This window comes from Shewanella marinintestina, assembly GCF_023283845.1.
GTDB lineage: Bacteria > Pseudomonadota > Gammaproteobacteria > Enterobacterales > Shewanellaceae > Shewanella > Shewanella marinintestina.
Map to the genome: position 1 here is coordinate 177,782 of NZ_JAKILC010000006.1, position 17,520 is coordinate 195,301.

The following is a 17,520-nucleotide window of genomic DNA, read 5'->3' on the forward strand; positions in this document are numbered from 1 at the left end:
TCAAATTACTCGACCTCTTTTAAAGTCTTTCGAAAACAAATGTTAGAGTACTTACGATAGATTACTATAACTTGTAGCCCGTCGCCACAAGATAGACTTCACGCGAACGTGGTCGTGAAGAATCGGGCTTGCGTGTTTTAACCGTTTTAAACGCCTCTTTAACCGCTTTCATGTATTCATCAAAGCCCTCCCCCTGAAAGACTTTAACCGCGAAGCATCCGTTTGGCGCCAAAACTTGATGGCACATATCTAACGCAAGCTCCACTAAATACATGGCTCGAGGTTGATCAACGCCACCAGAACCACTCATATTCGGTGCCATATCAGATAACACCACATCGACTTTAGCATCACCAACACGAGTTAATAATGCATCCAGTACTTTTTCTTCGCGAAAATCGCCTTGTAGGAAATCAACACCAACAATTGGATCCATCGGCAAGATATCACACGCGATAACTTTACCCTTGTCTCCAGCCAATTTAACGGCAATTTGCGACCAACCACCCGGTGCAGCACCTAAATCGACAACCGTCATTCCCGGTCGAATGAGTTTATCTTTTTCTTGGATCTCTTCAAGCTTAAAGGCCGCGCGCGACCTTAAACCACGCTTTTGTGATAGTTTGACATAGTGATCGTCGAAATGTTCCTGCATCCAGCGAGAGGAGCTAGCCGTTCGTTTTTTTCCTGACATTTAAAATCCGCAACAAAATTGAGAGTTACACAAAGCATATATAAGGGTAGAATAGCGGGTTTTCAACAGTAACTCAGCATAAAGTTGGTATAAATGAACTTAACAACCAAACAAAAACAGCACTTAAAAGGCTTAGCGCACAGTCTCAAGCCTGTAGTGATGCTTGGTGGCAACGGCTTGACTGAAGGTGTACTGGCTGAAATTGATAATGCACTTTCTTATCATGAATTGATTAAAGTGAAAGTAGCCTCTGGTGACAGAGAACTTAAAAACGCTATCGTAGATGCCATTGTACGTGAAACTAAAGCTGAAAAAGTACAGCTTATCGGTCACGTTCTAGTACTGTTCCGTCAGTCTGAAGAAATGAAAATTGCTGTGCCAAAGGCAAAGTAATTAGCAAAGACAGCTTTAATCTTTATCGCTGTCAATGCAAGATAAATAAAAAGAGCCGCTGATTAATCAGCGGCTCTTTTTTTATCCTATGTTTATACGAATAAAATTCTACGGCGTGTCGCTAATCGGCGTTACCTCATAGTGTTCAGCTTTAACTTTCAATAATTCAGGCAAACAAGTTCCTACCGAAATTGACGACAAAGTACCAATCATAATCCCTAGGAACATGGCAATAGAGAAGCCTTGTAAAGGTGCCCCGCCCATAATCCACAGCGCGCCAACGGTAAACAAAGTGGTGCCACTGGTCACCATAGTTCTTGAAAACGTCGCTTTTACTGCGCTACTGCAAATCTCATCTGTTGCCATTTTCGGTTTAGCTATTAAAACCTCGCGTACCCTGTCTGCAATAACAATAGAATCGTTAAGTGAATAACCTAAAATAGCCAACACCGCGGCTAAAATGGTTAGGTTGAACTCCATTTGTGTTAAGGCAAAAAAGGCTAATACAAAAATAACGTCATGGAAGAGCGCTAATAGCGCGCCACTTGCAAGGCGCCATTCAAAACGAAAGCTTAAATAGCCTAAAATACAAAGCATAGCGGCAAGTAATGCTAAACCTCCTTGTTCTGCCAATTCCTGGCCAATTTGCGGCCCCACGATACTAGAATTGAGTACTTCAACATTATTAGTTAAAGGTGCCAATACCGTTTTAATGTCACCCGTCGCGGCATTATCCACTATAGCGTAACGCAATACCCAACGCCCAGGTTCACCTGCCGAAATAACACTGACTTCTTGCGCTGACTCTTTGCCAAGCACTTGGCTTATTTGCGCCGCGTTAATATTAGGATCTAACTTAACTTCGGTCACTACGCCGCCAGTAAAATCCAGCCCCCAATTAAAACCGTTAGCCACGATAATCGCCACGGATCCCAGCATGAGCAGTAACGAAAATACACTTGAAAGGTAACGAGCTTTAGTTAACTTGCTTAAACTTTTTAAATTTTTCAGATTAATATTATTCATTATATTACACCTTCACGTTACGACTAAAGTTGCTACCATAAGCCCAGTTAATCAGCGCTCTCGATGCAAATATTCCAGTAAACATACTGGTCAACAAACCAAGCCCGAGGGTTAATGCAAAGCCTTGAATCGGCCCATTACCAATGGCATAAAGTACAACTGCAGTGATCATGGTGGTGAAGTTAGCATCAACAATGGTTGAAAACGCACTGTCAAAGCCTCGATCGATGGCATGAGCAAAACTTCGCCCCTCTTTTAGCTTATCTTTAATTCGCTCAAAGATAAGTACGTTGGTATCAACGGCCATACCAACAGTAAGCACTAACCCTGCAATACCAGGTAAAGTTAAAACTGCTCCAGGGATTAACGCCATCAAGCCAAAAATTAAGATCATATTGGCCATTAACGCCACGTTTGCCACCCAGCCAAGTCGGCGGTACCAAAGCCCCATAAACAGCAAGGTAACTCCCATACCTAACGCAAGGGCTGAAAAACCATTGGTAATATTCTCTTCACCTAAGCTCGGTCCAATTGTGCGCTCTTCTACAATAGTGACAGGTGCAGTCATTGAACCGGCTCGAAGCAATAACGCCAGTTGCTGCGCCTCGGCGTAATTGCCAGCACCAGTAATACTAAAGCGATCGCCTAACTGAGATTGGATGGTTGCAACACTGATAACCTCGGTAGTTTGTCTGATTTGACCTTTATCATCACGGCTGTATTCGCTGTAAGATGTAGCCATTGGTTTGCCTATGTTGTGACGAGAAAAGTCCGACATCATGCTACCGCCATCGCGATCAAGATGAATAACCACTTCAGGTAAGCCCATTTCGCCAAGCGATGCACGAGCATCGACTATGTGCTCGCCGCCTAATACTGGACGCCTAGCAACATATACAGCTTGGCCTTGCTCATCTCTTAGGGTTTTAGCATTAACAGAGCCTGGCTGTTTAACTTGATAAAAAGCCAAACTTGCCGTGGCACCAATCACTGATTTAGCTGCCGCAGGATCTTGCACACCCGGTAGTTCAATGCGAATACGGTGCTCTCCTTGGCGCTGTACCACAGCCTCAGTAATCCCTAGTTGCTCAATGCGGCTGCGCATAATTTGCAGGTTTTGTTTTACCGTCAAGTCGCGAATATTGAACTTTTCAGTTTCAGACAAAGCCAGTTGTAACGAATTATCGCCAGAATTAGACATTTGCCAATTAGGATATTGGGTTTTAATGAACTCACGAATAACCGCGCGCTGGTTAAGATCCGTTGCCGAAATATGCACGCCACCATCAACTTGTTGCTTAACACTCACACCAAACAAGGAGTCTTGACGTACAAACTGCCTAACCGCTTCAACAAAGGCATTGTTATGCAACTTATAAACAGGTTCGATTTCAACATCTAATAAAAACTGCACCCCTCCGCGTAGATCTAGCCCTAGTTTTATCGGGGTAACCCCCAAAGACAATAGCCAATTAGGCGCTGCTGGTGCCAAGGTTAACGTCAATTTTGATGGGTCTTCTACTTGGTTACCTAATAACGTTTTAAGCTCTGCTTGCTGAGTATTATCAGCAAGAATGACCGTAGTTTTACCTTGGGCTTGATCGATTCGTTTTAAATCGATGCCTTTAGATACTAATAACTGATGCAGCTCCAACGGGTTAATATTAAGTTGGGCTTCCGGCGCTATTTGTACCGCTGCATCTTCGCCAAAAAATGTTGGCAATGCACTAAATAGCATTACGGTGATAGTGACCACTAACAGCACATATTTCCAGGCTGAGTAATGGTTCAGAATTGTTGCTTTATTTTGCTCTCTCATATTTCGCTCTTCACTAAATACGCGATGGTGAACGGTCAAAAGGTGGAAGGTTCCAGCTCTTTTCAAAGGCCGTTCATTTGTCGTTACCAAGAGCGCATGCTTTGTTTGCAACCCCATAGCGTTAAGCCCTTTTTTAATGGCTAGTAACTAATAGTTAGCTAACAATAGCTTTGCTTTCTAATGCATTAATTAAGAGTTGTTATCTAGACTAATGATCAGAGTATCTATGGCTTAGGCCTACTGTTTTATTAAGAAGCAAAATATAAGCTCAAATAAAAGCGTCGCAAACTAGACCATTCTCGGTAGCGGTGTTGTTTTAAATGAAATGAGATAAACCCTAAGGCCTATCGAGTCGATCTAAGCTCGAGTTTGAGAGTAACGATAAAGGAGGTTGGACTCTTTCCATGCGGAAAGTCGATGTGAGCAGCCATTAATGTGTAATGACCAATCAACTGTTGGCTTAACATCAATGCGATAACCGATCACAAGGGACGGGATCGGTGGCGATAAAAACTCAAAAGCTAGCAAATATTGGGGACGGCTTTGCAGTGGGTCATGCTGTGCAAAGCTGACAAAACGTTGAGAAACTAGTGGCGCATACTCAGACTCATTACCACTGGGCTGCTTGGCTGGCTGCTCTCTTAGCGTTATTGGTAACCCTTTAGGTGAACCGTTGATGCTAATAAGTTCAAGCTGAGTTAAGCCAATTAGATCTGTATCCGTTAAATGCGAGTGAGTATTTAACGGTTTATCGTCCTGTGGCAGCGATGAAGCAGCAAGTTGCTGGCTAGCAGTAATAGCGTTTTGAGTGTCGACTTGAACTGAAGTGAACTGGCTAATTAAACTTTGTTCAGACGCAATAACAGACATAGGCGACAGGAATAATCCTCCTATGAATAACATTATTAATCCAAACCGCCAGAATAGCTGCACTCAATCCCTATTAAACAAAACTTTTAGTCAGCATTATACTAAACCCACTCTGTAGGCGTTACAAACACTTAATTGTCTATTCGCAGCTCTTCAGCAACAAAAAAACCGCTAAGAAGCGGTTTTTTATGATTATCTAAATACTAAAGAAGCCAGTATTAGATATATTCAACTTTGATAATTTCAAAATCGTTAGTGCCACCGGGCGTTACGATTGAGATCTCGTCGTCTAAATTCTTACCAATTAAACCACGTGCAATTGGTGAACTCACTGACAAAAGATTTTCTCTAATGTTAGCTTCATCTTCACCTACGATGCGGTAAGTGACTTCTTCATCTGTATCAACATTTAAAATGGTGACAGTTGAACCGAAGATTACGCGGCCATTGTTAGCCATAGTCGTAACATCGATGATCTGCGCGTGAGACAATTTACCTTCGATATCTCTTACACGTGCTTCACATAAACCTTGCTCTTCACGGGCAGCGTGATATTCAGCATTTTCTTTTAAGTCGCCTAATTCACGCGCTTCGCCAATTGCTTCGGCAATCTTTGGACGACGCTCAAATTTAAGGTGATCTAATTCTTTGCGCAGCTGTGCAGCACCGACAATGGTCATTGGAACCGTACTCATAAGCTTCTTTCGTCTCCTTTAAAACAAAAGCAGGCCTCACTCAACATGATACGTTGGCAAGGTAAAATCTGGTGGAATTACGTTATTGTAAACGTAGAGGGCAATCGATGCACCTTAATCTGTACTTGCTCGCGATCTAGCAGTCATTCAAGCTAGTAATACTATATTTGATTCAAATGGCGATACAAGACAGTAGAGCTTACTCAACCTTCAACGCAGTTGCTAGCAAAGCCGCATAAATATTTATTTAATGTCTGCTCTATCGCAGTGATTAACCTCAAACAATAAAAAAGCCGCTTAAAGCGGCCTTTTATTTCAAGCTTCGCTTAACTTACTTAGTAATACGCTTATGCAGTTCTTGTACTGAAGTCACATTCGAGCGGTCATCCGCTGAGTGAGCCATACAAGTTGCAAATGCAGCATTCAAAGTCGTTGTGTAGTTCACTTTGTACCGCAGTGCACCACGACGTAACTGACGTGAATCTTCAATCGCCTTGCGACCTTCAGTCGTGTTGACGATATAGGTGTACTCACCGTTCTTGATACGGTCAAGAATATGAGGACGACCTTCGTGTACCTTGTTAACTAGACGTGGGTTAATACCCGCTTCACCTAAGATAACCGCTGTACCGTGAGTTGCATCGATTTCATAACCTAATGCGATTAACTGCGCCGCTAAATCAGCTACGCGAGCCTTATCGCTATTACGTACAGATAGTAATGCACGGCCAGACTTAGGCACTTCAGAAGTCGCACCAAGCTGCGCTTTAGCATACGCTTCAGCAAACGTGTCACCCACACCCATTACTTCGCCAGTTGAGCGCATTTCAGGGCCAAGCAGTGGGTCAACACCTGGGAACTTGTTAAACGGCAAAACCACTTCTTTTACAGAGTAGAATGGCGGAATAACTTCTTCAGTGAAGTTCTGTGACTTAAGGCTTTGACCAGCCATCACTCGTGCAGCAATCTTAGCTAATGGTACACCCGTTGCCTTCGATACAAATGGCACGGTACGCGCTGCTCGAGGGTTAACTTCAATCATGTAGATCTCGTTATCCTTCACCGCAAACTGCACGTTCATTAGGCCAATTACGCCTAGTTCCATTGCCAGTTTACCCACTTGCTCACGCATGCGGTCTTGAATATCTTGGCTTAAGCTGTATGGAGGCAGTGAACAACCTGAGTCACCAGAGTGAACACCTGCTTGTTCGATATGCTCCATGATTGAGCCAATCACAACGGTTTCGCCATCACACACTGCATCGATGTCGATTTCGATTGCGTTATCTAGGAAACGGTCAAGTAGCACTGGAGATGCGTTAGAAACACTTACCGCTTCGTTAAAGTAACGACGTAAGTCTTGCTCGTCATATACGATTTCCATTGCGCGGCCACCAAGTACATAAGATGGACGAACAACTAGCGGATAACCGATACGCTCTGCAGAAATAACAGCGCCTTCAACTGTGGTTACAGTATCGTTTTCTGGCTGCTTCATGCCTAAACGTTCAATCGCTTGCTGGAAACGCTCACGGTCTTCAGCGCGGTCGATTGCATCTGGGCTAGTACCAATAATCGGTACGCCAGCAGCTTCTAGGTCACGTGCAAGTTTAAGTGGTGTTTGACCACCATACTGTACGATAACGCCTTTTGGCTTCTCGATACGCACGATTTCAAGCACATCTTCAAATGTCACTGACTCGAAGTACAAGCGATCTGATGTGTCGTAGTCGGTAGAAACGGTTTCAGGGTTACAGTTAACCATGATGGTTTCATAGCCGTCTTCACGTAGCGCTAACGCCGCGTGCACACAACAGTAATCAAACTCAATACCTTGACCAATACGGTTTGGACCACCACCTAGTACCATGATTTTGTCACGATTAGACGGGTTAGCTTCACACTCTTCTTCATAAGTAGAGTACATGTAAGCCGTGTCGGTTGAGAACTCAGCCGCACAGGTATCAACGCGCTTATACACTGGGTGGATTTCAAAACGAGTACGTAGCTTACGAACTTCCGTTTCGCTTACACCAGCAAGTGCTGCTAGACGTGAATCAGCAAAACCTTTGCGCTTAAGCTTACGTAAGAAATCTTCGTTCAAACCAGCAAGACCGGCTTCAGCAACGTCTGCTTCAGACTTAAGTAAGTCTTCAAGTTGCACAAGGAACCATGGGTCGATATTAGTTAGACCAAAAATATCTTCTACAGAAAGACCGGCACGGAATGCGTCAGCAATATACCAAATACGCTCTGCGCCTGGCTCTTTCAGCTCATGACGAATGCGAGATAATGCTTCAGGATCTGCCAAGTCGATTTGTGGACATAAACCATTCTTGCCAACTTCAAGACCGCGAAGCGCTTTTTGCAGTGACTCTTGGAAAGTACGGCCAATCGCCATCACTTCACCCACAGACTTCATCTGTGTGGTTAGACGGTCGTTTGCACCCGCAAATTTCTCGAAGTTAAAACGAGGAATTTTAGTCACAACATAATCGATTGCTGGTTCAAATGATGCAGGAGTTGCGCCGCCAGTAATGTCGTTGCTTAACTCGTCAAGTGTAAAGCCTACTGCTAGCTTGGCTGCAATCTTAGCAATTGGGAAACCCGTTGCTTTAGATGCCAGTGCAGATGAGCGCGATACACGTGGGTTCATCTCGATGATAACCATACGGCCATCTTTCGGATTGATACCAAACTGTACGTTTGAACCACCAGTTTCAACACCAATCTCACGTAGAACCGCTAGCGATGCATTACGCATCAACTGGTATTCTTTATCCGTTAGTGTTTGTGCTGGCGCAACAGTGATTGAGTCACCAGTGTGCACGCCCATTGGGTCGAAGTTTTCGATTGCACAAACAATAATACAGTTATCATTGCGGTCACGGACCACTTCCATCTCGTACTCTTTCCAACCAATCAAAGATTCGTCGATAAGCAGTTCGTTAGTTGGCGATAACTCAAGACCTTGAGAACAGATATCCTCAAACTCTTCTTTGTTATAAGCGATACCACCGCCGCTGCCCCCCATGGTGAAAGACGGACGGATAATACATGGGAAGCCCACTTGGTCTAATACGCCATAAGCTTCTTCCATTGTGTGAGCAATACCCGCACGTGGACACTCAAGGCCAATTGACTTCATTGCCTTATCAAAACGGCTACGGTCTTCAGCTTTGTCGATTGCATCAGCAGTTGCGCCAATCATATCAACGTTAAACTCTTTTAGTACGCCGCGGCTTTCAAGCTCAAGTGCACAGTTAAGTGCAGTCTGGCCGCCCATTGTTGGCAAAATCGCGTCAGGACGCTCTTTAGCAATAATGTTACGTACTACTTCCCAGTGAATTGGTTCGATGTATGTCGCATCGGCCATCTCTGGGTCAGTCATAATAGTTGCAGGGTTAGAGTTAACTAGAATAACTCGGTAGCCTTCTTCGCGTAGGGCTTTACAGGCTTGGGCGCCTGAGTAGTCGAACTCACAGGCTTGACCAATTACGATTGGTCCAGCACCTAGGATAAGAATACTCTTTATATCTGTACGTTTTGGCATTGCTTAAATCTTCTCCCGGATGAAGTTACTACTTGGCGTTTTTACGGTACAACTCAATCAAATCGATGAAGTGATTGAATAACGGCGCAGCATCGTGTGGTCCAGGGCTCGCCTCTGGGTGGCCTTGGAAACTAAATGCAGGCTTATCAGTTAGGTGAATACCTTGCAATGAGCCATCAAACAGTGACTTGTGGGTCACTTTAATGTTGGCTGGTAAAGTTGCTTCATCAGCAGCAAAACCGTGGTTTTGGCTGGTGATCATTACATTACCTTGCTCGATATTACTCACTGGGTGGTTAGCACCATGGTGACCAAACTTCATTTTCAGTGTTTTAGCACCTGAAGCTAACGCTAATAACTGGTGACCCAAACAGATACCGAAAACAGGAATGTCTGTTTTTAAGATCTCTTGGATTGCAGCAATAGCGTAATCACATGGCTCTGGGTCGCCAGGACCGTTCGATAGGAAAACCCCATCAGGATTCATTGCAAGCACTTCGCTCGCAGGAGTTTGTGCAGGTACAACTGTCACATCACAACCGCGGTCAACCAACATACGTAGGATGTTGCGCTTAACACCATAGTCGTAGGCTACCACTTTATACTTAAGCTCAGCTTCAGGAGTGTCAGATGGCAAACCGCCAACTAAACGCCAGCTACCGCTGCGCCATGAGTACGTTTCGTTTGTGGTGACTTCTTTAGCTAAATCCATGCCTTTAAGACCAGGGAAGGCTTTAGCTGCAGCTAGCGCTTTAGCTTCATCTAAATCACCAACCATGATACAACCGGCTTGGGCGCCTTTTTCACGTAGGATACGAGTTAATTTACGAGTATCGATATCAGCAATACCAACAACGTTGTTAGCGATCAAATAATCGCTTAAAGATTGCTGATTTCGAAAGTTACTTGCCACTAATGGCAAGTCTCGAATGATAAGGCCACAAGCATGAACAGAATCAGATTCTGTATCTTCTTCATTGGTACCAGTATTACCAATATGTGGATAAGTGAGGGTGACCATTTGACGTGAATATGATGGATCAGTCAAAATTTCTTGGTAACCAGTCATTGAAGTGTTAAATACTACTTCACCAACAGACATCCCTTCAGCACCAATTGCAGTGCCAGAAAAAATTGTTCCATCTTCAAGTACGAGTAAGGCAGACTTTGTCAACGCGACCTCCGGAAAGAGCCAAATCATTGAAATTAATTGTTTTTTATATGTTTTTAAAATACCAACTTTCGCTAAAATGCAAAATTTTGACAAATTCCGCCGATTTTATATGTAAAACTCAAGCCTGTCCATAGTACAGATAAGGAATTTGTCAAAAAAATTTTTTAGCAAAAAAAAACCGCTAATAGCGGTTTTAAATAATTATGCTTTCAAGCCTAAAACTTGCTGCATATCGTAGAGCCCAGAATCTTGCTCAACCAACCAAGTTGCTGCGCGCATGGCGCCATTGGCAAAAGTCATACGGCTAGACGCTTTATGGGTGATCTCTAATCGCTCACCGATATCGGCAAATAGGGCTGTGTGCTCACCAACGATGTCACCAGCGCGCACAGTAGCAAACCCTATGGTTCCTCTGTCGCGCTCACCGGTAATACCTTCGCGGCCATAAACGGCACATTTTTCTAAATCACGGCCCAATGTTTCGGCAATCACTTCGCCCATTTTAAGCGCGGTGCCTGACGGCGCATCTTTCTTATATCTGTGGTGGCCTTCGATGATCTCGATATCACTGTAATGGCCCATTACCTCTGCAGCTACTTCAAGTAGTTTCCACATAAGGTTAACGCCAACAGCCATATTCGGTGCCATTACAATTGGCACCTGATCCGCATAAGCTGAGATTTGCTCTTTTTGAGCATGATTGAACCCGGTAGTACCGATTACGATTGCTTTGCCATGTTTCGCACACCAATCGGTATGGACTACTGAAGCTTCTGGCGAGGTAAAGTCAATCAGTACGTCAAAGTCATCGACTGCTTTATCGAGTGAATCAGTGATGGCTACATTCATTGCTCCAACACCAGCAAGCTCACCCGCATCAACACCCATAAGGGTCGATCCCGCTCGTTCAATCGCAGCACCTAACAAAATAAATTCATTTTGCTTTGCCGCCTCAATAAGAGTACGTCCCATACGGCCGCTGCCGCCGGTGATTGCCACTCTTACGCGTTCAGTCATCTCAGTGTCTCCCTGCAAATGTCAAAAAAAAGCCTAAGTATTAACTTAGGCTTATTATCTTTATTAGAGAATATCTAATAATTCAACTTCAAATACTAAAGTTGAGTAAGGTGGGATCGCAGCGCCAGCGCCACGCTCACCGTATGCAAGGTGCTGTGGTACGAACAGTCTCCACTTCGAACCAGTAGGCATAAGTTGTAGTGCTTCAGTCCAACCAGCGATAACGCCTGAAACTGGGAATTCAGCAGGCTCACCACGAGCAACAGAGCTATCGAATACGTCACCAGAGATGAAAGTACCGTGGTAGTGAGTACGTACAGTTGAATCATAACCAGGCTTGTCGCCATTACCTTCAGTGATGATTTCGTACTGTAGACCAGACTCTAGCGTTACAACGCCTTCGCGAGCACCGTTGTCAGCAAGGTACTTATCACCTTCTTCTGACGCAGCAGCTGCAGCAGCTTCTTGAACTTTCTGGATACGTTGGCTGATTTCAGTGAATGCAATTTGCATATCTTGCATAGATACAACGCTTTCTTTACCTTCGAATGCGTCAGATAGACCCAATTGAACAGCAGAAATATCGATACCTTCAAACGAGTTAGCGGCTAGTTGCTCACCTAGTTGACGACCAACACCGTAGCTTGCTTGACCTTCAATTGTACTGAACTTATCAGACATAATGATTGTACTCTCAATGATTCAATGAATTTTCGCGCCGAACTTTACCATAATTTCTGTGATATTGCCCTAAAAACTGTAGCTATTTTGGTCTTTGACAAGTATTTTTCACACTCAGTTTACTTGCTTGATATAAAGGTTGTGCTTTCGCCTGCATTTGCTGCAATTGTGCTATACGTTGGCCTTGTGAAGGGTGAGTGGAAAGCAGCTCAGGCCCCTGCTCGCCGCCAGCTTTTGACATATTCTTCCAAAGCTCGACACTCGCAGCCGGATCAAAGCCTGCTTTTGCCATCAACTCAACCCCAATAATATCGGCTTCCGATTCTTGGTCGCGACCATAAGGTAAGATGTAACCCACCTGCACACCTAAACCTAATGCAGCCATATACAATTCTTTATCGGCAATACCACCAGCGCCTATTGCAATGTCGGCAAGCTGCATACCCGCGCCTGTCATTTGTGCGCGAGAAACCTGTTCATTACTGTGGTTGGCCAAAACGTGTGCCACTTCATGACCGATAACGGTAGCCAGTTGATCTTGGTTAATAGCAACATTGAGTAATCCGGTATATACACCGATATGCCCGCCAGGAAGCGCAAAGGCATTAACTTGCTCCGACTCAAACACCACCACTTCCCAAGGCAAGTTTTGATCCGGCAATGCCTTAGTGATTCTATTAGCCACGCAGTTAACATAACTGTTTATTGCTTTATCTTGGCTAGCTGGCTCTTGCTGCTTTATTTGTGCAAAAGAAGAATTACCAAGCTCGCTCATCTGCTGCGATGAAAATAGCAGAGTTTGTCCACGACCCGAAGGTGATTGAGTGGTAGCACAGCCCGTTAACACCAACAGACTGCTTAGCAGTAATAGTATTGCTTTCATATATTGCTAACCTCTATTTTTTATCTTTTTATCGAATTTCAGATAAGAAAAAGCCCCGCGATTGCGAGGCTTAAATTATATACTGAACTGAATCAGTTTTAGCTATTCAAATCTTGAAAAAACTTCTTAACACCATCAAAGAAACCTTCAGCCTTTGGGCTATGCTTCTTAGACTGACCAGTTAAGGTGTCTTCAAATTCACGAAGTAACTCTTTTTGGCGTTCGTTAAGGTTGACTGGAGTTTCCATTACTACCTTACATAGCAAGTCACCCACGGCATGGCTGCGAACTGACTTAACACCCTTACCGCGCATACGGAACATGCGGCCGGTTTGCGTTTCAGCAGGGATCTTAAGATTCACTTTACCATCGAGTGTTGGCACTTCAATCTCGCCGCCTAGGGCTGCCTTGCTGAACGAGATAGGCACTTCACAATAAAGGTTGTTGCCATCACGCTGGAAGATAGCATGCTCACGTACGCTAACTTGTACGTATAGGTCGCCAGGAGGTGCACCGTACTCGCCCGCTTCACCTTCGCCAGATAGACGAATGCGATCGCCAGTATCAACACCAGCAGGGATCTTAACTGAAAGAGTCTTGCTCTTTTCTACGCGACCTTCACCATGACACTTGTTACAAGGATCTTTAATGATCTTGCCACGACCATGACAGGTAGGACAGGCTTGCTGCACCGCGAAGAAACCTTGACGCATCTGCACTTGGCCTTGACCATGACAGGTACCACAAGTGGTTGGCGAAGAGCCTTTCTTAGCGCCGCTACCGTCACAAGTATCACAAGCTGCAAGAGTAGGAATACGTAGTTCTTTAGTTAAGCCGCGAACAGCTTCTTCTAAAGATAACTCTAGGTTGTAACGTAAGTCACTACCGCGAGCTGCTTGACGCTGACCACCGCGGCGTCCGCCACCGAAAATATCGCCAAACACATCGCCGAATACATCGCCGAAATCAGCACTGCCGCCGTAACCACCGCCACCACGATTAGGATCAACGCCTGCATGACCAAACTGATCATAAGCCGCTTTCTTATCGCTATCGGTTAGGATTTCATAAGCTTCTTTAACTTCTTTAAAGTTAGCTTCCGCTTCCTTGTCACCCGGGTTACGGTCTGGGTGAAATTTCATTGCTAAACGCTTATAAGCTTTCTTAATTTCGCGTTCGCTAGTGTCACGTCCGACACCTAATACTTCGTAATAATCGCGCTTTGACATAGTGTTTTATTTTCTTTGCTAAAGTTGCACAAACGGGCGTTAGAGTTTCCTCATAACGCCCGCTACAATAATTTAGGGATTACCCGTCATTATTTTTTGTCGTCTTTAACTTCTTCAAACTCAGCGTCAACTACGTCATCATCTTGCTTAGCAGCTTGTGCTTCACCTTCTGGTTGACCTTGCTGTGCTTGCGCTTTAGCTTGAGCGATTTCCATTAACTTAGCAGACGCTTCCATTAGCTCTTGAGTAGACTTTTCAATCGCTTCTTTGTCACTACCTTTAACAGCAGTTTCAACGTTAGCCATTGCCGCTTCAATCTTCTCTTTTTCGTCAGCTGGCAGTGCTTCGCCCGCTTCTTCGATTTGCTTCTTAGTGCCGTGAACCATGCCATCAGCTTGGTTACGCGCTTGAACTAGCTCTTCGAACTTAGCATCTTCGTCAGCGTGTGCTTCAGCATCACGAACCATAGCTTCAACTTCTTCATCACTTAGACCTGAAGAGGCTTTAATGGTGATGTTTTGTGCTTTACCAGTCTTCTTGTCTGTAGCAGATACATGCAAGATACCGTCAGCATCGATGTCGAAAGCCACTTCAATTTGTGGCATGCCACGTGGAGCTGCTTCGATACCTTCTAGGTTGAATTGACCTAGAGACTTGTTACCGCTTGATTGCTTACGCTCACCTTGAAGTACGTGAATTGTCACAGCACTTTGGTTGTCGTCAGCAGTCGAGAAAGTTTGTGAAGCTTTAGTCGGGATAGTGGTGTTCTTCTCGATAAGCTTAGTCATTACGCTACCCATAGTCTCAATACCTAGAGATAGTGGAGTAACGTCTAGTAGCAATACGTCTTTAACGTCGCCAGATAGTACGCCCGCTTGAACCGCAGCACCGATAGCAACCGCTTCGTCTGGGTTAACGTCTTGACGTAGTTCTTTACCGAAGAAAGCAGAAACTTCTTCACGTACTTTAGGCATACGAGTCTGACCACCAACAAGGATAACTTCGTTGATATCTGAAACAGATAGGTCAGCATCAGCTAGAGCAACTTTTAGCGGCTCTAAAGAACGCTTGATTAAGTCTTCAACTAGTGACTCAAGTTTTGCACGAGTGATTTTTACCACTAAGTGCTTAGGACCTGTTGCATCAGCAGTGATGTAAGGCAGGTTAACTTCAGTTTGGCTTGTGCTTGATAGTTCGATCTTAGCTTTTTCAGCTGCTTCTTTTAGACGCTGCATCGCTAGTGGATCGTTACGTAGGTCAAGACCTTGCTCTTTTTTGAACTCGTCAGCAAGATACTTAATCATACGGTTATCAAAATCTTCACCACCCAAGTGAGTGTCACCGTTTGTAGCAAGTACTTCGAAAGTTTGCTCGCCATCAACGCTGTCGATTTCGATAATAGAGATATCGAATGTACCACCACCTAAGTCGTATACAGCAACGATGTTGTCGCCTTGCTTCTTATCGATACCGTAAGCTAGTGCAGCAGCAGTTGGCTCGTTGATAATACGCTTAACTTCAAGACCCGCGATACGGCCCGCATCTTTAGTCGCTTGACGCTGTGAATCGTTAAAGTATGCAGGAACAGTAATAACCGCTTCTGTTACTTCTTCACCTAGGAAATCTTCTGCTGTCTTTTTCATCTTCTTCAAGATTTCAGCAGAGATTTGTGGTGGAGCCATTTTCTTGCCTTGAGCTTCAACCCATGCGTCGCCGTTATCAGCGCCGATGATTTTGAATGGCATAATATCAACGTCACGTTGAACTTCGTCATCTTTAAAACGACGACCAATTAGACGCTTAATAGCAAAAACGGTGTTTGTTGGGTTTGTTACAGCCTGACGCTTTGCTGACTGACCAACTAGAGTTTCATCAGCAGTGTATGCGATGATTGAGGGTGTAGTACGATCGCCTTCAGCATTCTCCAATACGCGCGCTTTGTCGCCATCTAATACTGCAACACAAGAGTTAGTTGTGCCTAAATCGATACCAATAATTCTACCCATGGAGTCCTCCGAAAAACTTTTAAAAACTAAATTTGTTATCTGGTTTATGAAGTGGGGACTGACCGAATAGTTTTCAAGTCTTTTTGTCACCCTAAATCTTCTCTTAACCCCTATATTGGGACGTTTAGAACGAATACAAGGGAGAAATTTAAAATTTATCTTAAGAGTGCATTAATTTGATCTAGGGTGTAGTAAAAAAACCATCAAAAAACGTATAATGGATACAATCTATGAGGTAGCGCATAATCCCGCTTTTAATGGTAATGCGCTTGGTTGTTATCTCGCTGTAAGAGAAGTAAACATTGAAATCATCCCATCAAGCTTATGTATTTGGCATTGGCGCTATATTCTTGTGGTCAACTGTTGCGACCGCATTTAAGTTAGCCCTTGCTCATTACACGCCACTGCAACTGGTTTTTGTTGCTGTCGCGACTTCTATTGTCGCGCTCGGTACCATTTTGGTTGCACAAAAGAAGTTGCCGTTAATCAAGCAGCAATTTATTGCTCGCCCATGGTTTTATCTACAAACTGGCTTACTTAACCCATTTTTGTATTATCTGGTGTTATTTAAAGCCTATGACTTATTACCTGCCCAACAAGCATTATCACTCAATTACACTTGGGCAATTTTATTGCCGCTGTTGTCTGTACCTATACTCGGACAAAAGTTACGTAAAAGCGATATCACTGCAGCGCTTGTTGCTTACTGTGGGGTATTTTTTATCGCCACTAAAGGCAACATAAGTGGGTTTCAGTTTGAAAGTATGACAGGGGTGGTTCTGGCATTAACCAGTACCCTGCTTTGGTCTCTCTATTGGATAGTGAACACTAAGGACAAGGGCGACCCAGTTGTCAGCCTATTACTAAGCTTTTTAGTTGGCTTACCTTTTATCGTTGTTGCACTCCTAATGACTCAGTCGATGCCTAGCTTAGATATGAAAGCATTATTTGCAGGCGTATACGTTGGCTTGTTCGAAATGGGTGTGACCTTTGTGCTTTGGCTAATTGCACTAAAGAAAGCAGAGCGTACAGCAAGTATCAGTACGCTGGTGTTTATCACCCCTGTGATGTCGATTGGTTTTATTGCTTGGATTTTACAAGAGAGCATTGAAAAGTCGACCTACATTGGCTTGGGACTAATCATCTTTGCTTTAGTACTACAACAAATATTGCCTAAAATTGGCCAATGGCGAACTAAAAAACGGATTTCTGTTTAGTACTCGCCTACATAGTTTGTCGCTATAAACAATAGCTACGGCCTATAAATAAAGAGCAGCAAGCCAGTCATCTAAACAGTCGGCCAATGGCCGACTTTTTTGTTTATAGCGGTGTAAGCGATTAACTGACACCACTTACCTTTTCACCTTACCTCTACTAGGCTTAAACCGGTATTGCACATTAACTACCTTTTCTCCAATTAAGGAATCTATAGGCTCAGCTCCAAATACTAAGCTCTACTATCACCCAATACAGTTCAATC

14 protein-coding genes are annotated in these 17,520 nt (G+C 44.1%); 2 read left to right on the top strand and 12 right to left on the bottom strand.

Going from position 1 to position 17,520, the window contains the following annotated elements:
- Positions 1–64: 64 nt before the first annotated feature.
- Positions 65–694 (bottom strand): 23S rRNA (uridine(2552)-2'-O)-methyltransferase RlmE, encoded by a 630-nt coding sequence (gene rlmE, locus L2747_RS08735; protein WP_248470992.1) that lies wholly within the window; start codon positions 692–694, stop codon positions 65–67.
- Between the two features lie 93 nt (positions 695–787).
- Here rlmE and yhbY point away from each other — a divergent pair, with 93 nt between their 5' ends.
- Positions 788–1,087, top strand: a complete 300-nt coding sequence (gene yhbY, locus L2747_RS08740; protein WP_220780365.1) for a ribosome assembly RNA-binding protein YhbY — start codon at positions 788–790, stop codon at positions 1,085–1,087.
- A gap of 108 nt (positions 1,088–1,195) precedes the next feature.
- Here the strand turns inward: yhbY and secF are convergent, their stop codons facing one another.
- The 11 genes from secF to dnaK all read right to left on the bottom strand — a co-directional run bounded on the left by secF (position 1,196) and on the right by dnaK (position 16,040).
- The gene (gene secF, locus L2747_RS08745) at positions 1,196–2,113 is read right to left on the bottom strand and encodes a protein translocase subunit SecF (protein WP_248998674.1); all 918 of its coding nucleotides are present in this window, start codon (positions 2,111–2,113) and stop codon (positions 1,196–1,198) included.
- A 4-nt stretch (positions 2,114–2,117) separates the two neighbouring features.
- Entirely contained in the window at positions 2,118–3,932 is a 1,815-nt protein-coding gene (gene secD, locus L2747_RS08750) for a protein translocase subunit SecD (protein ID WP_248998675.1), read from the bottom strand.
- 357 nt (positions 3,933–4,289) lie between these two features.
- Positions 4,290–4,835 (bottom strand): hypothetical protein, encoded by a 546-nt coding sequence (locus L2747_RS08755; RefSeq protein ID WP_248998676.1) that lies wholly within the window; start codon positions 4,833–4,835, stop codon positions 4,290–4,292.
- Positions 4,836–5,020: 185 nt separating this feature from the next.
- Positions 5,021–5,497 (bottom strand): transcription elongation factor GreA, encoded by a 477-nt coding sequence (greA, locus tag L2747_RS08760; RefSeq protein WP_248998677.1) that lies wholly within the window; start codon positions 5,495–5,497, stop codon positions 5,021–5,023.
- A gap of 331 nt (positions 5,498–5,828) precedes the next feature.
- Positions 5,829–9,050, bottom strand: a complete 3,222-nt coding sequence (carB, locus tag L2747_RS08765) for a carbamoyl-phosphate synthase large subunit (RefSeq protein ID WP_248998678.1) — start codon at positions 9,048–9,050, stop codon at positions 5,829–5,831.
- A gap of 28 nt (positions 9,051–9,078) precedes the next feature.
- Entirely contained in the window at positions 9,079–10,251 is a 1,173-nt protein-coding gene (gene carA, locus L2747_RS08770; protein WP_220761615.1) for a glutamine-hydrolyzing carbamoyl-phosphate synthase small subunit, read from the bottom strand.
- A 174-nt stretch (positions 10,252–10,425) separates the two neighbouring features.
- The gene (gene dapB, locus L2747_RS08775; protein WP_248998679.1) at positions 10,426–11,241 is read right to left on the bottom strand and encodes a 4-hydroxy-tetrahydrodipicolinate reductase; all 816 of its coding nucleotides are present in this window, start codon (positions 11,239–11,241) and stop codon (positions 10,426–10,428) included.
- A 63-nt stretch (positions 11,242–11,304) separates the two neighbouring features.
- Positions 11,305–11,922 carry a BamJ family beta-barrel-assembly machinery protein gene (bamJ, locus tag L2747_RS08780; protein WP_220780373.1) on the bottom strand — a complete coding sequence of 206 codons (618 nt, stop codon included), beginning with the start codon at positions 11,920–11,922 and terminating at the stop codon, positions 11,305–11,307.
- A gap of 82 nt (positions 11,923–12,004) precedes the next feature.
- Entirely contained in the window at positions 12,005–12,805 is an 801-nt protein-coding gene (locus tag L2747_RS08785; protein WP_248998680.1) for a M48 family metallopeptidase, read from the bottom strand.
- 98 nt (positions 12,806–12,903) lie between these two features.
- Positions 12,904–14,034: a molecular chaperone DnaJ gene (gene dnaJ / locus L2747_RS08790; RefSeq protein WP_248998681.1), complete on the bottom strand. Its 1,131-nt coding sequence runs from the start codon at positions 14,032–14,034 to the stop codon at positions 12,904–12,906.
- An 89-nt stretch (positions 14,035–14,123) separates the two neighbouring features.
- Positions 14,124–16,040: a molecular chaperone DnaK gene (gene dnaK, locus L2747_RS08795; RefSeq protein WP_248998682.1), complete on the bottom strand. Its 1,917-nt coding sequence runs from the start codon at positions 16,038–16,040 to the stop codon at positions 14,124–14,126.
- Positions 16,041–16,342: 302 nt separating this feature from the next.
- Between dnaK and L2747_RS08800 the strand changes: the two genes are divergently transcribed.
- Positions 16,343–17,257: a DMT family transporter gene (locus tag L2747_RS08800; RefSeq protein WP_248998683.1), complete on the top strand. Its 915-nt coding sequence runs from the start codon at positions 16,343–16,345 to the stop codon at positions 17,255–17,257.
- Positions 17,258–17,520 lie beyond the last annotated feature (263 nt).